Origin of the sequence: Cohnella sp. OV330, from assembly GCF_900112065.1 — a bacterium.
In the GTDB taxonomy this organism is placed as follows: domain Bacteria; phylum Bacillota; class Bacilli; order Paenibacillales; family Paenibacillaceae; genus Cohnella.
In genome coordinates this window covers 376210-399403 of record NZ_FOKE01000002.1, presented here as the reverse complement: position 1 = coordinate 399403, position 23194 = coordinate 376210, and the positions used below count along the sequence as shown (strand labels likewise).

Sequence of the window (23194 nt, the reverse complement as noted above, 5' to 3'; positions counted from 1 at the left end):
ATTGGCGAGTAGGGTTAACTATCGTAAAGTGAAGGTATCTATTTGGAGGAGGGATTCATCTTGGCACAACAAGCAGCGGCAGCTCAGGCGCAGACCGTGCGGATTTGGGAAGAGGATGTTTCTATTCCGACTTACGGCATCGGCGTACCTGACCGCAACCCGATGTTTCTGGAGAAGCGCGTGTATCAGGGCAGTTCCGGACGCGTCTATCCGCATCCGGTCGTCGATAAGATCGAGGACGATAAGAAGCCGCAAAATTACCGGCTCGTCATATTAGAAAACGAATTCGTACGGATCGAAATCATGCCCGAGCTTGGCGGCCGCGTTTACCGCGCGCTGGATAAGACCAACGACTACGACTTCGTCTACTACAATCGCGTGATCAAGCCGGCGCTCGTCGGACTGGCCGGTCCTTGGATCTCCGGCGGCATTGAGTTCAACTGGCCGCAGCACCACCGTCCGAACACGTACGGGCCGGTCGAATACAAGCTCGAAGCGCGCGAGGATGGCTCCGCGACCATGTGGGTGAGCGAGATCGACCGTATGTACGGTACGAAGGTAACGGCTGGCTTTACGCTGCGTCCGGGCAAAGCGTATTTAGAAATTTCCGCCCAGTTGTACAACCGCACGCCCGAACCGCAAACGTTCCTGTGGTGGGCGAACCCGGCGGTGGCCGTCAACGACCACACGCAGTCGGTGTTTCCGCCGGACGTGACCGCTGTATTCGACCATGGCAAACGCGATGTTTCCCGGTTCCCGATCGCCACGGGCACTTACTACAAAATGGATTACTCCGCAGGCGTGGACATTTCCCGTTATAAGAACATCCCCGTTCCGACATCCTATATGGCCTACAAGTCGGACTACAACTTCGTCGGCGGTTATGACCATGGCGTCCAAGCCGGTCTGCTCCATGTCGCCAATCATCACGTATCGCCGGGGAAAAAGCAGTGGACATGGGGAAATGGACAATTCGGGCAGGCGTGGGACCGCAACCTCACGGACGAAGATGGACCGTACATTGAGCTGATGACCGGCGTTTATACGGACAACCAGCCGGATTTTACGTGGCTTGCGCCTTACGAGGAGAAGTCGTTTACCCAGTACTTCATGCCTTACAAGGACATCGGCGTCGTTAAGAATGCATCCATCGACGCGGCCGTTAATCTCGAGGTCGATGAGGTCGCGCGTCAAGCGACGGTGCTGGCGTACGCGACTTCCGTGTTCGTTGGCGCGGTCATCGAGCTGAAAGGCAGGCAACGCGCCTACTTGAAGGAGAGCGTCGTCCTCTCGCCGGTATCCACGTTCAAATCCGTCGTTACGCTGGACGAGGGAGACCGGCCGCATGACTTGACCGTAACGATCAAGAGCGCCGAGGGGCGCCTACTCATCGCGTACCGGCCTGCCGAGCCGTCCTTCGAGGATGTGCCGGAGGCCGCCAAGCCGTTGCCGGAGCCGCAGGCGTTAAGGACGAACGAGCAGCTGTACCTGGCAGGACTGCATCTGGAGCAGTACCGCCATGCCACGTTCGAGCCTGAGTCCTATTACCTTGAAGGCTTGAAGCGCGATCCGTCCGACATTCGCATCAATGTTGCCTACGGCACGCTTCTGCTGAGGCGCGGGCTATTCGCTGAAGCGGAGGGGCATTTCCGTTCGGCGGTCAAGTCGCTGACCTGGCGCAATCCGAACCCGTACGACAGCGAGGCGCTGTATCAGCTGGGCTTCGCGCTGAAGCTGCAGGGCAAGGACAAGGAAGCGTTCGCGGCGTTGTACAAGTCGACGTGGTCGGCCGCCTGGCAGGACGCCGGTTACTTCACGCTCGCTCAGATCGCGGCGTCGAAGGGGATATTCGACGAGGCGCTGGAGCTGGTCGAACGCTCGATTGTCCGCAACGCCCGCAATTACAAGGCGCGTCATTTGAAGGCCGCGCTGCTGCGCAGGCTGAGACGCATCGCGGAAGCCTTGGACTATGCGGAGGAGACACTAGCAATCGACGTGGCGGACTTCGGCGCCGCCAATGAGCGCATCCTTGCGCTCGCAGAGGCTGGCGATGCAGCTAGATCCGCTGAAGCGCGCGAAGAACTGCTGCGCCTCATGCGAGGCGACGCTCATAATTATCTAAACTTGGCCGCCGACTATGCTTCGGCTGGGCTTAACGAAGAAGCGATCGACGTGCTGCGCCGCATCGCGCCGGAGGCTTCGGCAGATGCCTATCCGATGGTCCACTATACGCTCGGCTATCTGTATGAAGCATCTGGCGACTCGGCGCAGGCTGACGCGTTCCGTGAAGCGGGACGCGCGTCGAATCCCGAATATTGCTTCCCGAACAGCCTGTTCGACTTGCTCGTTCTTGAGAGCGCGGTACGCGCGAACGGCGCGGACGATAAGGCGAATTACTACTTGGGCAACTGGCTGTACGACAAACGACGTCACCAGGACGCTATTAAGGCCTGGGAGGCTTCGCAGGACGCAAATGGCAACTTCGCGACGGTACATCGCAATCTCGCGCTCGCGTATTTCAACAAGCTTGGCGATGCGGACCGCGCGCTTGCTTCGCTCGAACGGGCGTATGCCCTTCGCGAGGACGACGCCCGGGTGCTCTACGAGCTCGACCAATTATACAAGAAGCTCGGCTACGCGCCCGAACGGCGCTTAGAGGTATTGGCCGCCCGCAAGCCGCTCGTCGACAAGCGCGACGACCTGTACCTCGAGTACGTAACCCTGCTGAACGCAATGGGCCGCCATGCGGACGCGCTGCTCGCGCTGGCCGAACGCCAGTTCCATCCGTGGGAGGGCGGCGAAGGCAAGGCGACCGGCCAGCATGTGTTGGCGCATGTCGAGTCGGCGAAGCTGGATCTCGCGGATCGCCGATACGAGGAAGCTGTAGCCCACCTGCAGGCGGCGCTCGTCTACCCGGACAATCTTGGCGAAGGCAAGCTCGAGGGCGCTCAGGAGAACAACGTTTACTACTACTTGGGTCTCGCCTACGAAGGCCTGGGTCGTGCGGATCAAGCGGAGGACAGCTTCCGGCGGGCTTCGCAAGGACTGGAGGAGCCGGCGAGCGCGATGTACTACAACGACCAACCGCCGGATATGATTTTCTACCAAGGGCTGGCCTGGCACAAGCTTGGCGTCGACAAGGAAGCGAAACGCCGCTTCAACAAACTGATCGACTATGCCGAACGGCATCTGAACGACGACGTGAAGTTCGATTACTTTGCCGTGTCGCTGCCGGATTTCCTCGTCTTCGAGGACGATTTAAACAAGCGCAACCGGACGCATTGCCGTTACATGAGAGGCCTCGGCCTACTCGGTCTCGGCCGGAAGAGAGAAGCGAAGGAAGAGTTCCGGACGGTTCTCGAGATGGAGGCGAACCATGCCGGAGCGAAGGTTCACTTGGCTTTAGCCGGCGTCTGATGTTTTGAGTTGAAATGGGATGAGTCGGGATGGGAAAAGAGCGGGAATCCGCTCTTTTTTTGTTTTTAAGTCGACGATTTTGCCGGAGAGTCGGAAGGTTCGTCGCATGAAATGCCGAATTAATAGGCAAGAACAGGGAAAGGGAGGGAATTGATTGAAACGCACGGCTATGCCGCAGCAGCGCCGGCAAGAGGCGTCGCGTCCGGCTCAAGCCTTAGAAGCCTCTCGGGACAGGGTAGCTTCGCAGACCGCCGCGTCGTCCGCGCCGCCCGGGGCCGCCTCCTTAGGATCGCAGGCGCAAGCCCTGCTGAAGCTCCAGCGAAGCGGCGGCAATCGGGCCGTCATGCAGATGCTTCGCACCCGGGGCGCGATCCCGGCGGCGTCGGATCCCCCGATTCAGCGAATGCGCATCGTCAAGGACTCGGTTTATCGAGAAGCGCAGGAGACGGATGCGGCGGGAGACGTGGTCGATACCGAGAACCTGAGCGCGCTCGAGCGTCATTCCCTGACTTTGGAGATGACCCTCGAAGGCAACGCCGAGCTTCTCCGGCGCATTCAGCAGGAATGGGGCGAGGACGAGCTTGAAGGCGAGGGCAATCTGGAGGAACTGTTCGAGCTGGGAGGCCGGATCGCCGAGCTGCAGAAGAAGAAGCCCGAGGAGCTTGTAGAGTCCGACCGCGAAACGATGAAGGAGATTGGCGCCAAGCTGGCGTCCGCGCGGAAGTTCGTCGAACAAAATACGGCGCATCCGTCCGTGCAGGCGTACAAGGATGTCGTCATCACGCTTTCGCGGGAGCTTGCTAAAGCCGAAGGCCGGAGCCCCGGTTCGAGATCCGAATCGGACGCCGGCTCGGATTTCGGATCGGCGCCGCAGCAGGCGCCCGACCATCTGGACCTGAACGTCGGTCCCGACGAACGCAGCAATTATCGCGAAGACATGAAAAAGATGGGCACCTGGGCGGGAGAAGCGGAAGCCGAAGTGCTCGCCGACCATCTTAAGGTCAGGGCGCAGGTGTACGTCGTTGTCCAGGGGCGATTCCACCGCGTCAATCAGGTCGGATCCAATCACGCTCCCGTCGGCGAACTGGCGTTGGTGCATCTGGGCAACCACTATGAGGTGGTAGACGGCGTTACGGACGGGATGGAGGTCGGCCGACAGCGCAGGTGGCTGAAGACGAGCAAGACGGGCGACTGCTTGTTCGAATCGATGCTGCTGATCCGGCACAACGGCAAACCGATCGACGAGGACAAGAAGAAGCAGGCGATCCTGAAGCTTCGCAAACGAACGGCCGACGATCTGTCGGACGACGCCATCGACGAGACGATTCACGAGATGCTCGTCTATGGCGACACGGCCGGGACCGGCGAGCATACCTCCAAGCTCGTCAAGGAGCGGCGCGACGAAGCCGCGTCGAAGCGACAGGAGGACAAGGAAAAGCGCAGGCAGGACGACGAGAAAGAGAAGCGTGTCGCAAAGGTCGACGCCAAGTTTTTGCAGGACAAGCTCGAATCGCTTCAGACGCTCGAAGGGCTGTCCGCCTTCGGGTTCGACAAGGCGATCGCGGTTTATTTGAAGGAGCGCGACCAGGATCCGAAGTCGAAGGAGACGTTTGCGGCGTTCCGCAAGCTGAACAAACTGTTCCAGGAAGCGGCTTTAGCGTTCAAAAATCAAAAGGAACGCGCGGAGTACGAATATCGTCCTTTTGAAAAAGAGGAAGAAGAAAGCTGGACCGGCGAGCTAGACCGGCCGGAGGAGGAAGGGGAGCGGCTTGAGCTGGAGCGCAAGGCGCGCGAGCGAACGCTGAACCGCCGGGACATCAAAAAGAAAGCGTCGCCCAAAAACGCGAATCAGACGCTGGTCGTACTGCCGGGCGAGGAAGGCGAGTTCGTCCTCGACAAGCTGGGCCAATTGGTTCCCCGCTACTCGCGCCGCAATATCTCGCAGGCGAACCTGGACGAGCTGAACGGCAAGCACGATGAAGTGAAGGGCATGTATCCGTCGCGGATGAGTCCGGTGAAGGACGCCGACAGAAGCCAGGTCGCGAGCGGCACCGGCGACAACAAGATCCGCGCGGAGAGCGCCGAGATGCATCATGTGCAAGGGCACAAGCCGTCCGACTTTTTGTCGGTGACGGCCCAGGACGAGGACGCGCTCAATCCGAAGGGCAAGGCGTTCGATGCGGCGGCTACCGTCATCGTCGATCTGTCTTATATCGATCCGGAGAATCTGTCGGCCCTGTACACAGCGCAGGGCATGCGCTACTTCCTGCTGGACGGGATGATCGGGGGCGACAAGGGGGAGACGATCGATCTGGCCGTCCGCGAGCAGTCCAAATCCCCGTCCGACGAATCGGACGGGAAGGAAGAACGCAGGGCCGGAGGCAAGAAGAAAAAAGAGAAAAAAGAAAAGAAAGAAGCGAAGCCGTCTTCCAATCAGCTCGCGGTCGAACACGACCAGCTGTCGGCCAAGGAGTGGCAGGCGCTTCTCGACGTCATCCGCACCAAGGAAGTGCTGATCGAAGGCATGATCCCGCCCGAAGCCGTCCGGAAGCTGTAGCGCAAGGGGGATCAAAGCGTCGGGCATGCGGCCGAGTTAGCCTGCTGATTGCCGCCCACAACCCAATTATTTCCTTTGCCTACTCGCGGCTCGAGGCGTATAATCCGTTCAGACATCGGAGCGAGAAGCGAGGAATTGGTTATGAACAACGGGTTGGTCAACGCGGTAATCGCGTATATCATGTGGGGGATTCTCCCGCTTTATTGGAAGCTGTTCAACGAGGTGCCGGCAGGCGAGATTTTGTCGCATCGGGTGGTCTGGTCGTTCGTCTTCATGGGCATTCTCGTCGCCTTCCAGCGTCGCTGGGGCGACATGAAGCGGATTGCGGCCAGCCGCGCGCTCCTGCTGCCGCTCGCCGCCAGCGGACTGCTGATCGCCGCCAACTGGCTCATCTTCATCTGGGCGGTCAACAACGGCCATGTCGTCGAGACCAGTCTCGGCTATTATTTGAACCCGCTCCTGAACGTATTGCTGGCGGTCGTCTTCCTTCGCGAAAAGCCGAACCGCGGACAATGGCTCGCGATTGCCATCGCCGGCGCCGCGGTGCTGATCATCGCCGTCGACTACGGGCGATTTCCGTGGATCGCGATCTCGCTGGCCGCGTCGTTCGGGCTGTACGGCTTCGCGAAGAAGAAGATCCGGCAAGACGCTTCAATCGGCTTGCTGTCGGAGACGGCCGTCGTCCTGCCCGTCGCGCTCGGTTATTGGATCTACTTGGCCGCCGCGGGCAAGACGACGGCATGGACGCTGCCCGCGTCCACGTTCGTCGAACTGCTTCTGTCCGGCGTGGTGACGGCGCTGCCGCTGCTCTTCTTTGCGCGGGCGGCCGCCCGGATGTCGCTGTCCACGCTCGGCTTCGTCCAATACATCGGGCCGACGATCATGCTGCTGCTGAGCGTATTCGCGTTCAAGGAATCGGTCTCGCCGGTGCTGCTCGTCGGCTTCGCGTTCATCTGGACGGCGCTCGTCGTATACGCTGCGGCTTCGGTTCGCGGCGCGAGGCTCGCGAAGGCGAGCTGACGGCAAAGGCGCTCCGGCACCGTCAAAATGGTCATTTCCGTCCGATGGGCGGAGATGGCCATTTTCCGTTTGTGCCTTTTTCATGGACATTATAGAATACAAAAAACGATACACGGGGAGGCGTCTTCTATGGATTACGATTCAGCGGACCGACAGCGATGGCTGCAATGGATGCTGCGAATAGGCAAGCCGGTCTTGGAGGCGTTGGCCGAACGCAAGCTCAAGGAGCGGATGCCTGTCCAGAAAAAGGGGGCCGACCGGGAAGCATATACTTACTTAGAAGCGCTCGGACGATTGCTGGCCGGCATGGCCCCTTGGTTGGAACTGGACGGATTAACCGGTGAGGAGGAGCGGGTTCGGGGCGCGATGGCAAAGATGGCTAGAGAAGCGATCGACGCGGCTACGGATTTCTCTTCGCCGGATTTTATGAACTTTTCGGATGGTTTTCAGCCAATCGTCGATGCCGCCTTTTTGTCCCATGCTCTCGTTCGGGCTCCGAGAGAGCTAATGAGCAAGCTTGACGCGAAAGTGAAACAAAATGTCATCAACGGCTTAAAAGCGACGCGATCGAGAAAACCAGGCTATAACAATTGGCTGTTGTTCGCGGCGATGACTGAAACCGCATTGTATTTGCTCGGCGAAGATTGGGATCCCATGCGCATCGATTTTGCGTTAAAGAAACATGAGGAATGGTATTTAGGAGACGGGGTTTACGGAGACGGTCCGGCATTCCATTGGGATTATTATAACTCCTTCGTGATTCAACCTATGTTGGTTGATATTTTGCGGACGGTTGGACCGCAGTATCCGGAATGGGAAAGCTTATACGCGGACGTCATCCGCCGATCGGCTCGGCATGCGGCGCAGCAAGAGCGGCTCATTTCCCCCGAAGGCACGTTTCCGCCGATCGGCCGATCGCTTGCATACCGATTCGGCGCGTTTCAATTGCTGTCGCAGGCTGCCCTTCAAGGCTGGCTTCCCGAAGAGGTTGCTCCGAATCAGGTCCGATGCGCCCTGACTGCCGTTATTCGTCGCATGATCGAGGCACCTGGGACATTCGACCGGGACGGCTGGCTGCGGGTCGGCTTCTGCGGAGATCAGGAGGAGATCGGGGAAGGGTACGTTTCTACAGGCAGCTTGTATCTATGCGCGACGGCGTTCCTCCCGCTTGGCTTGGATCCGGCGCATTCGTTCTGGCAGGGGCAAGCCGATTGGACCTCGAAGAAGGCATGGGCCGGCGTGCCGTTTCCGATCGACAAGGCGCTCTAATGCCATTTCAATAGTGAAAAGCTAAACAAGGCCTGCCTACCTCGGCGGGCCTTTTTCACTGTTTCCCGTTTTAGAAACGCATTTCCCAAATTTGAAGATGTGCAGAAATTGAAAATCGCATCAACCAGAAGTCTGAAAGCGCAACCAAGACAGCGTTTTCAAATATTGTTTATGGATCAAAAACTGTTTCTATACGGCCCCTCCCTAGAGCGGATATGGTGGATATGGGATCGCAAATGCAGGGTCGCGGTCATCGTCTTACGCATCAAGAACAAATGCTGCATCGGTGTCGACGATCCTTGTCTCTGATCTGATCACGCTTGAAAAGGGAGGATTTCTAATGAGAAAGGCAATACCGGCATTATTGACGATCGGCTTGGTCGCGGCGTCGCTTGCAGGGTGCAGCGGCAACAGCAAGGAGAACAACGCTTCCGCGGACCCCGCATCCGCAGGCTCGAGCGCAAGTCCGGCCGCTTCCGGAAGCAGCGTCCCGGCAGAGACGGTGAAGCTGAAGGGACTTATCGTCAAACACCCGCTCACGCAAGAATTGGCGAAGATGGATTGGCTAAAGAAGGCGGAGGAGCGTGCGGGCGTCAAGATCGAGTGGCAGGAGATCTCCGCGGATTGGGATCAGAAGAAGGGAGCGCTGCTCGCGGGCGGCGACGTTCCGGACCTGATCGTCGGACCGAACGCGATCACGGATGCGGACTTCGCGCAGTTTCCAGGCTTGTTCCAGGACCTGACCGAGCTCATCGCCAAGGATGGACCGAACGTCCAGACGATGTTCGATGAAAAGCCGGAGACGAAGGTCATTGCCACGCAGACGGACGGCAAAATTTACGGTCTCCCTAAATATCAAAGATTCTGGCCTTCGACGGTTTCAAGGCAATATATCAACCAGAAGTGGCTCGATGACCTCGGACTCCAGATGCCGACGAACTGGGACGAGTTGTACAACGTACTCGTCGCCTTCAAAGAGAAGGACGCCAACGGCGACGGAGACGCGAACGACGAGATTCCGATGGACTTCGCTCCGGTCGGTACGACGGGCTTCGGCTTCTTCCAACCGCAGGTGCTGCTCGGCAGCTTGGGCATTACGCTCACGGACGGCAGCGGGCAAGGCTATTTCGCCGAGGACGGCAAGATCAAGAACTACTTCGTCGACGACCGTTACAAGCAGCTCGTCGAATTCCTGAGCAAGTGCTGGGCGGCCGGCCTGATCAATCCGGAGACTTTCACGCAGGACTACTCCAAGTTCCAATCGGTCGCCCGCGGCAGCGGCGACAAGGCCAAGGTCGGATTTTCCTGGGGCTGGGAAGTGACGGATCGCTTCGGCAACGCGTTGGCGCCGCAGTACGCGTCGATGGCGCCGCTTAAAGCGTCCGCCGATTCGAACGTTCAAGCGTCCTACGACTACGACTTCAACACGCTGAACTACGGCGTAAACATGATCGAGATGTCGGCGAAAACCAAGAACAAGGACGCGGCCATGCGGTTCATCAATCAATTGTACGATCCGACCGTCAGCATGCAGGTGCTGTTCGGCTCGCTCGGCACGAACATCAAGGACAATGGCAACGGAAGCTACGCGGTACTGCCGCCGACCGACGCCAGCATGGATCCGGGCACTTGGAAGTGGACTTCTTCCTGGGCGGACAATGGCCCGATGTATATTTCGGATTCGCTTCAATTGACGCTCGGGACCGACATGCAATCCGTGGGCAAGCAGACGGAACCGCTCGATGCGGTCATGAACGCGATCGACAAGGAGAACGACGTACTGCCGAGCATGTTCATCAAGTACAGCAAGGATGACAACAACGCGATGAGCCTCGTGAACACGAACCTGATGAACCTGGCGATGGCGAAATTTTCGCAATGGGTCACCAAGGGCGGCGTGGACAAGGAGTGGGATTCGTACGTAAAGAATATTCAAAAAATCGGCCTGGACGGCAACTTGAGCATCATGCAGAAATATTACGACGATTACAAGAGCAAAAACTGATTGTAGATCAAGTCCACATTCGGGGAGGATGCTTCACTTTCAAAGTGGAGAGGCATCCTCCTTCCTCAGGAGGCCGATGATGTCCCCACCGACGCATAAACCCGCTAACAGAGCTTGGTCGGAGCTCCGGCGCGACTATCAGCTCTGGTTGATGGTATTACCGGCGATCGCCGTCGTCTTTATTTTCAACTACATTCCGATGTACGGCATCCAACTCGCTTTTCGCGACTTCGACTTCTCCAAGGGCTTAACGGGCGGGGAATGGCGCGGTTTGCACTATTTCTCGCAGTTCATTCATAGCTATCAATTCGGCGATTTAATGAAAAACACGTTCTTGATCAGCTTGACGACGATCGTGCTGGGTTTTCCCGCTCCAATCCTACTGGCGCTTATTTTAAATCAGGTCAAGTGGGCGAATGGGAAGAAGCTGCTACAGACCATCGTTTACATGCCGCATTTTATCTCCATCGTGGTCATGGTCGGGCTGCTGAACGTGCTGCTGTCTCCGAATACGGGCATCGTCGGGCATTTGGTATCGAGCATCGGACACACGGATTTGAACCTGCTTGCATCGACGCATTCGTTCATTCCCGTATTTGTCTTATCCGACGTCTGGCAGCATGTCGGCTGGAACAGCATCATTTACCTGGCCGCGCTTTCCACGGTAGATCCGAGCTTGTACGACGCGGCGAAGATGGACGGCGCGAACAAGTGGAAAACGATCGTGAACGTCGATGTTCCGGCGCTCATTCCGACGATCGTCATTTTGTTTATATTGAGCATGGGGAACGTCTTAGGCACGGGCTTCGAAAAGGTGTTCCTGATGCAGAATTCGCTTAATCTGCCCGTATCCGAAGTCATCTCGACCTACGTGTACAAGATCGGGATCGTTTCCAATCAATTCAGCTATTCCGCGGCGATCGGACTTTTCAATACATTCATTAATTTCGTCTTTCTTTACGCCATGAACTGGGTTGCGAAGCGCAATTCCGATATCAGTCTCTGGTAAAGCAAAGCGCCTTGGGAGGTGAGTCCTGTGCAGGCTCAAACGATACGTTCGGGAAAACGAAGCCGCGGGGAGACCGCATTTGATGTTGCGATCGTCGTCCTGTGCATCCTCATATTCGTCATTGTCTTTTATCCGCTCTACTTCGTGATCATCGCTTCGGTCAGCGATCAGACGCTGGTATCGACCGGCAAGGTCACGTTGTTTCCGCGAGGCATCAGCACGTTCGGTTATCATGAGATCTTCAAGGACAATCGGATCTGGACGGGCTATAAGAACACGGTGATCTACACGGTCGCCGGCACGCTGGTCAATCTCTTGCTAACCCTTCCGGCTGCCTATTCGCTCTCCAGGCCCGAATTCCGGGCAAGACGGATCCTGATGTTCCTGTTCGTGTTTACGTTGTTCTTTAACGGCGGCCTGATTCCGACCTATATCCTGATGAAGGATTTGCATTTGACGAACTCCATGTGGGTATTTATCGTTCCGTTCGCGGTGAACGTCTTTAATCTGATCATCGCGCGCACTTTTTTCGAAGCGTCGCTTCCCAAGGAGCTCTACGAGTCGGCTTCGATCGACGGATGCTCGCACTTTAAATTTTACGCGTTGATCGCGATGCCGCTGTCCAAAGCGGTCATATCTGTCATTGCGCTTTATTATTTAGTCGCGCATTGGAACGATTTCTTCACGGGCCTCATCTATATTCATTCCAACGAATTGCAGCCGCTGCAGATCGTTTTGCGGGATATCCTGCTCTCCAATCAAGTCTTCTCGCAAGGAGCGGGGTCCGGGGGGAATGCAGGCGGATATGCGCAGCAGTTCGCCGATCAGGTCAAGTATGGGGTCATCATCGTATCTACGCTGCCGATTCTGATCGTATACCCGTTCATTCAGAAATACTTCGAGAAGGGCGTAATGATCGGCTCGGTCAAAGGCTAGCCATTTATACTGCGAGAAGGGAGGGACGGCCGGAAGTCGTCCCTCGCGCTAATGCTTGTAATAATCGTCATAGCCTTGCTGATAGATTCGCGTCATGGTCGCCAGGCCCATCTGATCGAGCTGCTTCAGATAATCTTCCCACTCCGCATCCACGGAGGATTTGATGATCCATTCCGCGAATTTTTGATCGACCAGCTTCAAGATATCCGTCTTGGCTAACGACATCTCGTCGATCTGCTCCGCCGAGAACTTGACGATCGGATAAATATCCTTCGGATCCGAAGGTTGATAATCGCGATAGACGTCGTCGAGCGCTTGCCTGGCGTTGACGGAAGGCGGCGCGATCGTCTTGCGTCCCAACGCGTCGGAAGCGTACAGGGGGCCGTCGTCTACGAGCGCGTTCGTCCATTGCTGGGTGTCTTGATCGCCATCCGGAGCAGGGACGATCTCGTAGCGGCCGTCTTCGCGTTTGGTCACGAACGTCGGCATCGATCCATTGTAGCCCTGGATGGAATTATCCTCGCTATAGAAGCTGTCGATCCATTTCATCGTCTCGATCGGATGCGCATTGCTCTTCGTCATCGTAAAAAGGTTCGTTTGAAGCTGTACGCGGGCAGGGTTCGTCGGCCATACGGGCTTAATGTCGTCGCTGCTCTTGAGAGGCGCGAGCGGTTCGTATTCGGAGGCCCATTTGCCCACCCGGTCGGTCAACGACCAGCCAAAAGTGACGCCTACCGTAGCGACATCATCCTGCTGCGCTTTTGCCTTCATGGCGGTGTAGTCCTGCGTGAATACTTCCGGGTTAACGAGCTTCTCCTGCCAGAGCCCGGCGAGGTACTCGATTAATCTTTTGTATTCGTCTCCAGCGAACAGGAAGCGAATCTTGCGATCGTTGACGCCGATCATCTCCTCGGCGAAATGATCCGAGATGCCGTAAGCCCCAAGCAGGCTCGTGACGCTGAACAGACCGCGGCTGCCCAAGCCGCCTCCGGCGCCGGCCCACCAATCCAAGCCGATCTCATCCGGCTTGCCGTTGCCGTTAGGATCCTTGTCGCGAAATGCGATCAGAACCTCCCGAAGCTCGTCCAACGTCGTCGGTTTTTGCAGGCCGAGCTCGCTTAACCACTTCTTGTTGATCATCATGACGTTAAAGCTGTTCGTACGGATCGGCCTCACGGCGGGAAGCGAATAAATCTTGCCGTCCGGAAACATGCTGATTCGTTTCGCGTCCGGCTCCTCCGCGAACATTTTCTTGATGTTCGGCGCATATTTGTCGATGTACGGGCTCAGGTCGACGAAATGATCCTGGTTCGCAATGATGTCTTGATCGGTTAATCCTGCAAGAAAGGCATCCGGCAAGTCGCCGCTCGTTAATACGACGCTCTTCCGTTCGTCCCAGCCGGTGCGGGATTGGGTCCATTCTACGTTAACGCCAGCGTTCTGCGCGATTTGCGATAAATAGGGAATATCCTTCAGGTCCTTCGTAAGCTGGTGCGTGACGGCCATCACTTTGAGGGTCACCGGCTGTTGGCGAGTCGTGCCGGGGGCCGTATTCATTCCCGCCTTGTCGTTGCTGCAAGCCGTGATTACCGTTAATAGGAGCGCGACAGGAAGTCCGATCCGACTGCGATTATATTTGACCATGGGTACCTCCTCATTTGAATTCGGCCGCGAGTTAACGGTTGAACTCCCGGAATTGGCCGGGGGTAACGCCGACGTTCTTCTTGAACGCCCGAATGAAGCTGGAGGTGTTGGTGTAGCCGGTTTGTCCCGCGACTTGTTCAAGCGGCAGCCGCGTCTGGGTCAGCAGTTGCTTGGACTTCTGAACGCGTCGGCCGTCCACGTATTCTTTAAAGTTTTGTCCCGCCGCTTTTTTAAAATAATGACTAAAATTCGATACGGACATCCCGTATCTGTCGGCGACCGTCTGCAGGGAAAAGGTCGGCTCGAATTCATTTTCTTCAATAAAATGAAGGACGTCGTCCAACGTAGCCGTCTTGACGGAAGCGGTCGCATTCGACATTAAGCCGCACAGCAATGCCGTACTTTCCTTCAGAATGGCTGTCATCTCGTCGACGGAGATGCGATTGTGGAACGTCGCCGCGCCTAATCGGTCGATCCCTTCATCATGCCTGAGCCGGTGAAGCGCGCTGATGATCGTATGGATGACGTTCAAGTAAACCGCGCGGATCATGAAAGGTGGCGTCCGGTCCTGTCTCAAAAACGCCGTTAAATGGGCTACGGTGCGTTCGACCTCAGGCACGTCGTTGGTCAAAATAAACAGCTCGAGGGATTGGATCGCCTCGGAAGGATAGGGAACGGACTCGTTTCTTTGTTCCGCGAGCGATTCGAACGCGACGATCGAAGTCTCGTTTTTGATGCGCAAATGTTCGACCGCCCGAAGCGCATTCATGTAGGAGCCATGAAATCCTTCGGGGCCGTCCGCCGAATTTCCGATCCCGATGCAGAGAATTTCTCCGCAGGCGCTTGCGATCTCTTCTTTCAGCTCGCGCAGCATATCCGCCAAGCTAGCTTCGGGAAGATGCGTCGAGACGAACAAAATATCTTCGTGATGGATGCTCTTGAGAAAATAACCGTCTATGCCGGCGGCCAGCGTCGTCTCTCGTCGCTTCAGCTCGCGGAGCACGGTCTCGGTGTCGCCTTCTGCGACGATGACGGCTACCGAGCATTTCGGATAACCGAAGCGTAAGCCGTAAGCCTGCGCCTCCTGAGCGAATTGCGCAAGCGAGGCATACCGGCCGCTCACCAATTCCCCGAGCAAGGTGTCTCTCACCTTGGGGACGGTTCGTTTCACGCTCTCGTCCAACTTGTTGTTCTCGGCAGTCAGATTGCGGAGGGCTGAATGGATGATGTCCAGTTCGTTGCCGCGTTTTTCTTCGTCGCCGCCAAACGCCGTTTTCGCCAGCTGGACGAGCGCTTTTATCGGGTTGTAATTTTTTCGAATGGAGACATAGATGACCAGCATCTCGATCAGCAGGATGACGCCGACGAGCGCGAACGTATTCCGCTGCGTTTCCTTCGTCTGATGAAGGGCTACCGCCAGCGGATTGATGCTTACATACTTCCAGCCGTTCTGCTGGGATACGGTCTGTGAGGCGATGTAGGAGGTGCCGTCATAGCCGTAGACGCCCGAATTCCCGGGTTGAAGCCGGTTCATGAATCGCCTGAACCCCGCCGACTCAAAATCGTCTCGTTCGTTAAGTGTAAAGATCGGGTTATCGTTCTGATCCAAGATGATAAAGTCGCCCGAATAAACGTTGGAGACGGACTTCATCAACCGGGCGATCGTATCGTGCTTGATCATAAAAATGACGCTTCCTTCTTTGCTGTTGCCGAGCGGAAGAGGAAGAATAATCGTGATCATCTTCACGCGCCCTTCGCCGACGATCGTAACGTCTTCGGAAGGGCGTACTTGAATGGCGGACAGTCGGGCCAGATCGCGCGCGAACTGATCCGGGCTCCAATCGGCGTATACGAATCCGGATTTGGGATTCATGAACGCTTCGAGCTTATAGCTGAATCCGGTGCGAGAGAATAAGTAGCCGTCTTTTTTTACATAGAGGAAGGTGTTGTAAAATAGGGCGTCCAGCGAATTGTACTTTTTCATTTCGTTCGTCACGACCAAGCGTTGATAATCGTCGGTTCCGATGAGCGAGAATTTGATCTCTTGGTTATCCACGATGGAAGCGGGAAGCGTATAAACGGACTTCATGAAAATATCCATGCTATTCGCTACCTGTTCCGTCACGTGTTCGTTCCAAGCCATTTCCTTTTGCTTCACGATGGAGGTCGAGTACGGATAGTAGTAGAAGAGAATGACGGATAACGGCAGCAGAAGTACGACGATATAGGAGAGCGTAAACTTCCATAGCAATTTCATCCGCTTTTTTTTCATGATAGCGCCTCCATTAAATTAAAAAGAAAGCAGCCCTAAGCTTTTTACGTCTCTAGGCGCTTCCGGTGAATAGAGTTAGCTATGAAGTCATGTAAGCCCTTTCTTCAGTATAATAGAGAAAAGAAGTGCGAACTAGCCGATTTGTTACGACATATTCAACCAATATTACGATGAGGAGGCGAGGGAGAAGTGGAGAAGGACCTGTTCGAACATACCGATATTCCGGACAGAACGTTTCCGATCAACGTTTTCCACGTCGCTTATCCAATTCAGGTTTCTATCCCTCTTCACTGGCACGATCATCTGGAGTGGGTGCTCGTTCGGAGAGGCGCTTTCCGCGTGCACATCGGTTCGGATACGGCCGTGCTCCGCGAAGGGGACATTTTGTTCGTTAACGCGAGACAGATGCATGCCGCGTTTCCCATCGGCGAAGATACGGATCTGATCGCGGTCGTATTTAACGATGCCTTGCTCCGTAATTCCGCGCTCGACAGGACGGAGAGAACCTTTGTCATTCCGATCATCAACCAAGAGATATCCGTTCCTAGCGTTATTAAGGCGAGCCATCCGCTCGCGAGCGAAATCGGCGATTGCCTGGCACGCATCGATAGGGAATATCGGGAGAAGCGCAAGGGCTACGAATTGTTCATCAAGTCCGATTTGATTCGATCGTTCGCCCTCATCCTGAGCGCTTCCGAAGATGAGCCTCCAGTCACTCGGGCCGCGAAAGGCGAACATTCGATTCAGAATATTTTGCACTACATAAGCAGTCGGTACCAAGAGCCGATCACGATCAACGAGGCCGCAGCGGTTTGCAACTTCACCCCGACTTATTTTTGTTCCCTGTTCAAGAAGTCGACCGGGAAGACGTTCACCGAGTACCTGAATATGCTCAGAGTCCATGAAGCCGAGCTATTGCTGCGGACAGGCAAAGTCACGGTCAGCGAGGCGGCGCAATTGTCGGGATTTTCGAATTTAACGTATTTCGGCAGAGTGTTCAAGCAGTTAAAGGGCGTTCGACCCAGCGAAATCGTTAGGCATGCGAAACTCCTGAAGTAGATATCGTTATTGAGATTAAGCAGCCGATGCAAGCTGCTTAACCTTTTGGCGCGCGGGGACTTTCTTTTGAGTTTCTCGTTTATTGTTAAAATCAGTACTTTAAGAAACCGCCTCAAGCCGATCATTATAGAGAGATGATATTCATAAGAGGGGTTCTTGAACACGATGGCGAAAAAAACGATCATGCGCAAAACGTACCTCCGGGCGTTTGTCACGTCGGCTATTTTAATAACGGTCCTAGTAAGCGCGTTTTCTCTCTACTTGGTGCAACGGTTTTCTCAATCCGCGCGGGACGAGGTTCTCGCGACCATTCAGAACCAGCTGAAGCAAGTACAAAAAAGCACTGAATTTACGCTGTACAAGCTTCGTTTATACGGCATGCGGATGTTCGCCGACGAATTGGTCCGGGAATGGTTTTCAAGCCCGAACGACCCGCAGCTTCTCGTGCGCCTGTCGAACAGCATGAAGGAATATGCCGCCTCGGAGCCTTTCATACATAATATTTACTTGATCAGCGCAAGAGAAAACAGGGTATGGACGTTGCGCGAGTCGATGTTCGACAATATCGATTTTTTCGATCAGCCGCTGCTTCAGAAGGTAAGGAACGATAGGAGTCCTTATTTTCGTTTTCATGGGCATAGCGACGGGAACCGGTCTTATATTTATTTGGCGATTCGAGATAACTCGATGAAAAATTCGGACGGATATCTGGTCATGATGGTCGATAAAGGCAATTTTGACGAAAATGTATTGCAGTCCGAGATTTACAGCCAGATGCAGCTGATCGTAACGGATGATGCGGGAAACTTCATACTGGGAAACGATAACGAGCCATTGCTGACGGCCATCAAAAAGTTCGGTCAGATGCCAAGCAGCAGATTCAATTGGAAGGAAGACGGTCGCAAATGGTTCGTCCATACCGCGCAAATCGAACCTGAAGGCTGGCACGTATACCAGTTTACGCCGTGGGATGTCTGGCAGCTTAAGCTGAACGAGCTTCGCAACGCCATTTTGTTATCGGCAGGGGTCATGCTGAGTTTGACGCTTCTGTTTCTGTTTTGGGTTTCCCGCCGGCATTATATGCCGTTCAGCGAGCTGATCGGATTGATTCAGCGCAATGGGGCAGATTCGGACGGGGCCGGACGCCTTCAACCCGAACATCAAATCCTCCGCAGCGGGATCGGCAAGCTGGTGACGCAGGTCGAGCAGATGAATCAATCGGTCAAATCCAATCAGCAGATGATTCGAGAGGATATGCTGAGGCTGTGGATCCGAAACGGGACGCTGCCGGCCGCGTCGCGGCAGTCGCTGATCGAACTGGCCCCGGTCGCGAAAGCGAAGCAGGCGGGACTCGCGGTCGTCAGAATCGAATATTATACCTCCTTCGAGGAAAAGTACAATTATTATTCCAGAAAGTTATTGAAATACGCTATGGGCAACATTGCGCAGGAAACCTTTCGTTATCACTATGCGGAATGCGAAGCCGTAGATTTTGACGATGACCATATCGTATTGTTATGGGCCAATTCGATGTCCGGGGATGCCATCCGCCGGATGCTGGCGGAAATGAAGGGAAATATCAACCGCTGCTTGAATTTGGCTACGGTTGGTTCTTATCATTTGACTAATGACCAGAACTTTAACCTTCAATCCGTTTACCGTCAGGCAATGGAGTTTTCCATGCTGAAATTTTTGAACGGCGATGACAAGGTTTACGAGGAGTCGGACTGGAGCAGGTTTCAAACGCAAACGTTGGAGCCGTTCTCCGACAAGCTGATTCAACAGCTTCTTCAATCCGTCAGCAAAGGCGAGGAACACGAGGCGTTCCTTGTCATGGAGCAGTTGTTTGCGCGCTTGCGGCACTTGTCCTTTGAAGAATGCAGGTTTCAGTTGATTCGGCTGGTCTATGGCATGAAAAAGATATTTTTGCGGGCGGGAGCGCTTCAGGACTTCGAAGGCGTTTCGCGTCAATTGGATCGGTTCGCCAACCTGAACGAAGTTTATGCCTGGCTGAAGAAGGAAATGATCGCCTTCAAGGAACGAAACCAGAAGCCGAGCCGCGAGACGCGCAAGGAGGATGTCGTCGCCTCCGTCGTCGATTACGTGAGCCAGCATTTGCAGGAAACGGTGTTAACCATAGAAGAGATTGCCGAACATATCGGTCTATCTCCGAACTATGTGCGAACGATATTCAAGGATATTTTGCAGATCTCGCTCTCGGACTTTATACTCGGCTTGCGGATCGAGAAGGCTAAAAAACTGCTGCACTCGACGGAATGGCCGATCACGCAAATCATGGATTCCGCGGGCTTCCAGACGAAGAGTCACTTCTTCACGGTGTTCAAGAAGGCGACAGGGATGACTCCCATGCAATTCAGATTCGAAGCGGACGAACTCCGATGATAGAAAATGCAAGGAAGAACCTCGATTTCATGAACCGATGAAATGGGGGTTCTTTTTTGCGTTTCGTTATAACGAGAACCTGAAAAACCGCATAAGAACGGCGTTTTGGTAGAACCAGAACTATCCAGAACCGCGCGCCTTCCGATACGATGAGGACATCGAAAGGAGAGGGCACAATTGAGTTTGTTGCGAGAGCTTCACAAAAACAAAAGTATTTATGCGATGGCGTTGCCCGGTCTTCTATTCCTGCTCGTGTTCGCCTACCTGCCCATGGTGGGCCACGTGATCGCCTTTAAGAAGTTTTCCGTCTCGAAGGGCATATGGGGGAGCGAATGGAACGGCTTCAATAACTTCAAGTTTTTTTTCGGCAGCGACGATTGGATCCATGTAACGCTTAATACGATTGGACTTAATGCGCTGTTCCTCGTCTTCGGTCTCGGTCTTGCCGTGATTCTTTCCATCTCGCTGAACGAGATTCGAGCCCGGTTCTACAAGAAGCTGGCGCAATCCGTTATTTTTCTGCCTTACTTCGTATCCTGGCTGGTGGTCAGCCTGATGGTGTTCGGCTTGCTCAATTCGACCAACGGGATGGTCAATCACGAGCTGAAGTCGCTCCAGCTCGGCGCGATCGATTGGTACAGTTCCCCTTCGTATTGGCCGATCATCCTGACCGTCATCTCCATCTGGAAGTTTGCCGGGTACAACTCGATTATCTTTTTGGCAGCCATATCGGGCATCTCGGACGAACTCTATGAGAGCGCGCGAATCGACGGGGCCAATCGGCTTCAACAAATCTTTTACATCACGTTTCCCCTGCTGAGACCCACCTTGGTCATTTTGACGCTGCTTGCGGTCGGACGGATCTTCTATGGGGACTTCGGCATGATCTACGGCATTGTCGGCGAAAATTCGCTGCTTTATCCGACGACCGACGTGATCGATACCTTCACGTTCCGCGCGCTTCGCGGGTTGGGCGACTTTGGCATGGCTTCTTCGGTGGCACTCTACCAATCCGTCATGGGTCTGATTACCATTCTGTTGTTTAACGGACTCGTGAAAAAATACGATCCTGATTCCAGGCTTTTCTAAAGGAGATCCAGCAAATGCAACGACGTTCGAAAAAGAGTATCGGCGATTGGCTCGTCAACGGTTCCGCTTACCTGATCGCGACGCTTTTTGCGCTCTTTTGCTTCATCCCGTTCTGGATGGTCATTATCGGGTCCTTTACGGACGAGAGCAGTCTTAGAGCGGAAGGATTCAAGTTGATCCCCAGCAAGCTTAGCCTGTACGCTTATGAATTTCTGCTGCGCGGCGGGCAAGTGTACCGAAGCTATCTCGTGACGATCGAGACGACCGTCATCGGCACGCTTGCGGCGGTCCTGATCAGCGCCATGTTCGCCTATGTGCTCGCCCACCGCAAGATCAAATACAAAAACGCGTTGTCGTTTCTCACTTATTTTACGATGCTGTTCGGTTCGGGGCTTGTCGGCTTTTACATTTTGGTCGTTAACTGGCTGCATCTGAAGGATACGCTGTGGGCTTTAATCCTGCCGTATCTCTTGAACCCGTTCAATACGTTCGTTCTGGTTTCCTTTTTTCGTACGGTGCCGTACGAGCTGAATGAAGCCGCGACGGTCGACGGCTCGGGCGAATGGCGAACGTTTTTCCGCATCATATTGCCGATCACCACGCCGGTCCTCGCCACGACGACGCTCCTGTACGCCTTGCAGTATTGGAACGACTGGTGGCTCGCGCTTTTGTTTGTCGACGACTATACGCTGCACCCGCTTCAGATCATGATTCGTCAGCTGATCTCCAATATGAACGCCGCAGCTTACATTCAAGGCGCGTCGACAAGCCAGCTTCAGCAGATTCCGTCTTATGGCGTGCAGCTGGCGACCGTCTGCGTGACCATCGGGCCGATCGTATTGTTGTATCCTTTCCTGCAGCGTTACTTCGTCAAAGGGCTGACGATCGGCTCCGTCAAGGGCTAATTCGGGCTATAACCGGTACACGGTTGAGCATATAAAGAAAGATTCCAGGGAGGCAATCGAAATGAAAAGAAAATGGATGCTGCTGGCTTGCTTGACGACGCTGACCGCTTCGGGCGCGCTGGCCGGCTGCAGCAGCGGCAACGACACCAAAGAGGCGGCGGGCTCGAGCGCGGCAGGGACTCAGAAAGCGGAACAAGATAAGGCGCTCAGCCCCGCTACATTAAAGATTTATATTCCCGGAGACCGTCCCAAAGATATGGATGCCGTCATCGCCGAAGCGGAAAAGCGGATGGCCGGAACGCTCAACGTCAAGCTTAATATCACATTCATTCCGTGGTCGGATCTGGACAACAAAACCTCGCTCGCGCTTGCTTCCGGGGAAGCCGTCGACCTGATCTTCGATGCGCCCTGGCTCCATATGAACAAGATGGTCGCATCCGATACGTACGAGGATCTGGAGCCGCTGCTGCAGCAGTACGGGCCAACGATACTGAAAACCCGGCCGCAGGAAATGTGGGACGCGAACAAGTTTAACGGCCATATTTACGGCATCCCGCTCGGCGTCTCTCAATATCAGATCAAAGGCTTCTATATTCGCAAAGACCTGAGAGAGAAATACGGCATGCAGCCGCTGAAAACGTTCGACGATCTCTCGCAATACTTGTACAAGGTAAAAGAGAACGAGCAGGGGATGAGTCCCCTGACGACGCTCGTGTCGACGGACCGCATCACGAACGCGTATCCCTTCTATTTCGATTCGGCCTACGACGTCAAGCAGGAAATTCCCGAGATGTACCCCTTCTTCTATAAGAAAAACAATGACGGAAAAATCTACACGCTGTTCGAAAATAAGGACGAGGGCATCTGGTCGGGCATTCAGGGCATGCGCAAATGGTATCAGGACGGCATCGTCAACAAGGATAACCTGGCGGTGCAGAACGAGCGGGATTTGTTCACGGCGGGAAAAACGGCGGCGATCACCTCCGCGGACGTCGGCATCCCGTCATCGATCCAGGACGCCGTAGGCAAGCTCGGCGGGTCGGCCGAATGGGTCACCTTTATGGATCCGTCCCAAAAGTACCAGACCGACTTCAAGCAGTGGAATTTCATCAGCGTGCCGAAGAGCAGCAAAAATAAAGAGCGCGCCATTATGTTCCTGAACTGGGCGAACGAAAAAGAAAATTACGATTTGCTCAGCTACGGCCTGGAGGGGAAGAACTGGGAGGCTGTCGGCGAAGACGGGTTCAAAGCATTAAACGGCGATTATCCGAACTTCGGCTTCGACTGGATCTGGAATCCGACGTACGAACGTTATGACGCTTCCTTGTCGCCGGATGAGCTGAAATGGTGGAACTGGGCGAAGGATGCGGCCAACTTTACGAAGTCGAAGGACTCGGGCTTTACCTTTAATCCGGAGCCGGTGCTGCAAGAGATGGCAAGGCTGAAGGCGAACTCGTACGTCTATCCGATTCTCCTCGGCTCGCTCGATCCGGACAAATCCTTTGCCGACTTCGAAGCCAAGTACGGCGCGGACCTGAAAAAGATACAAGCGGAATATCAAAAGCAGCTGGATGCTTATCTGGCGGCGCAGAAATAAGGAGATTCGAAA

General features: G+C 54.9%; 14 protein-coding genes. 12 read left to right on the top strand and 2 right to left on the bottom strand.

What is annotated here, in order from left to right; genetic code table 11:
- Nucleotides 1-57 precede the first annotated feature (57 nt).
- The 7 genes from BM235_RS05565 (at nucleotide 58) to BM235_RS05535 (ending at nucleotide 12213) form a co-directional block, all read left to right on the top strand.
- Nucleotides 58-3417, top strand: a complete 3360-nt coding sequence (locus tag BM235_RS05565; protein ID WP_369803482.1) for a DUF5107 domain-containing protein — start codon at nucleotides 58-60, stop codon at nucleotides 3415-3417.
- A 154-nt stretch (nucleotides 3418-3571) separates the two neighbouring features.
- A complete protein-coding gene (locus BM235_RS05560; RefSeq protein WP_090110356.1) occupies nucleotides 3572-5974 on the top strand; it encodes an OTU domain-containing protein in 2403 nt (800 codons plus the stop codon).
- Between the two features lie 141 nt (nucleotides 5975-6115).
- Complete coding sequence (gene rarD / locus BM235_RS05555) at nucleotides 6116-6994, top strand: EamA family transporter RarD (RefSeq protein WP_090110354.1); 879 nt, start codon at nucleotides 6116-6118, stop codon at nucleotides 6992-6994.
- A 129-nt stretch (nucleotides 6995-7123) separates the two neighbouring features.
- Nucleotides 7124-8263 (top strand): DUF2264 domain-containing protein, encoded by a 1140-nt coding sequence (locus BM235_RS05550; RefSeq protein WP_090110352.1) that lies wholly within the window; start codon nucleotides 7124-7126, stop codon nucleotides 8261-8263.
- 340 nt (nucleotides 8264-8603) lie between these two features.
- The gene (locus tag BM235_RS05545; protein WP_090110350.1) at nucleotides 8604-10268 is read left to right on the top strand and encodes a type 2 periplasmic-binding domain-containing protein; all 1665 of its coding nucleotides are present in this window, start codon (nucleotides 8604-8606) and stop codon (nucleotides 10266-10268) included.
- 79 nt (nucleotides 10269-10347) lie between these two features.
- Nucleotides 10348-11277 (top strand): ABC transporter permease, encoded by a 930-nt coding sequence (locus tag BM235_RS05540; RefSeq protein WP_090110348.1) that lies wholly within the window; start codon nucleotides 10348-10350, stop codon nucleotides 11275-11277.
- 18 nt (nucleotides 11278-11295) lie between these two features.
- Nucleotides 11296-12213, top strand: a complete 918-nt coding sequence (locus BM235_RS05535; RefSeq protein ID WP_369803475.1) for a carbohydrate ABC transporter permease — start codon at nucleotides 11296-11298, stop codon at nucleotides 12211-12213.
- Between the two features lie 48 nt (nucleotides 12214-12261).
- Here BM235_RS05535 and BM235_RS05530 read toward each other — a convergent pair whose 3' ends face one another.
- Together BM235_RS05530 and BM235_RS05525 are read right to left on the bottom strand one after the other, a co-directional pair.
- A complete protein-coding gene (locus BM235_RS05530) occupies nucleotides 12262-13857 on the bottom strand; it encodes an extracellular solute-binding protein (protein WP_090110346.1) in 1596 nt (531 codons plus the stop codon).
- Nucleotides 13858-13888: 31 nt separating this feature from the next.
- Complete coding sequence (locus BM235_RS05525) at nucleotides 13889-16129, bottom strand: helix-turn-helix domain-containing protein (protein ID WP_090110344.1); 2241 nt, start codon at nucleotides 16127-16129, stop codon at nucleotides 13889-13891.
- A 189-nt stretch (nucleotides 16130-16318) separates the two neighbouring features.
- Here BM235_RS05525 and BM235_RS05520 point away from each other — a divergent pair, with 189 nt between their 5' ends.
- The 5 genes from BM235_RS05520 (at nucleotide 16319) to BM235_RS05500 (ending at nucleotide 23182) form a co-directional block, all read left to right on the top strand.
- Nucleotides 16319-17188 carry a helix-turn-helix transcriptional regulator gene (locus tag BM235_RS05520; protein WP_090110342.1) on the top strand — a complete coding sequence of 290 codons (870 nt, stop codon included), beginning with the start codon at nucleotides 16319-16321 and terminating at the stop codon, nucleotides 17186-17188.
- 165 nt (nucleotides 17189-17353) lie between these two features.
- The gene (locus BM235_RS05515; RefSeq protein WP_090110340.1) at nucleotides 17354-19591 is read left to right on the top strand and encodes a helix-turn-helix domain-containing protein; all 2238 of its coding nucleotides are present in this window, start codon (nucleotides 17354-17356) and stop codon (nucleotides 19589-19591) included.
- A gap of 177 nt (nucleotides 19592-19768) precedes the next feature.
- On the top strand, nucleotides 19769-20680 hold the full coding sequence (locus tag BM235_RS05510; protein WP_255374071.1) for an ABC transporter permease: 912 nt from the start codon (nucleotides 19769-19771) through the stop codon (nucleotides 20678-20680).
- 14 nt (nucleotides 20681-20694) lie between these two features.
- Nucleotides 20695-21585: a carbohydrate ABC transporter permease gene (locus BM235_RS05505; protein WP_090110338.1), complete on the top strand. Its 891-nt coding sequence runs from the start codon at nucleotides 20695-20697 to the stop codon at nucleotides 21583-21585.
- A gap of 61 nt (nucleotides 21586-21646) precedes the next feature.
- Nucleotides 21647-23182, top strand: a complete 1536-nt coding sequence (locus tag BM235_RS05500) for an extracellular solute-binding protein (RefSeq protein WP_090110336.1) — start codon at nucleotides 21647-21649, stop codon at nucleotides 23180-23182.
- Nucleotides 23183-23194: the final 12 nt, after the last annotated feature.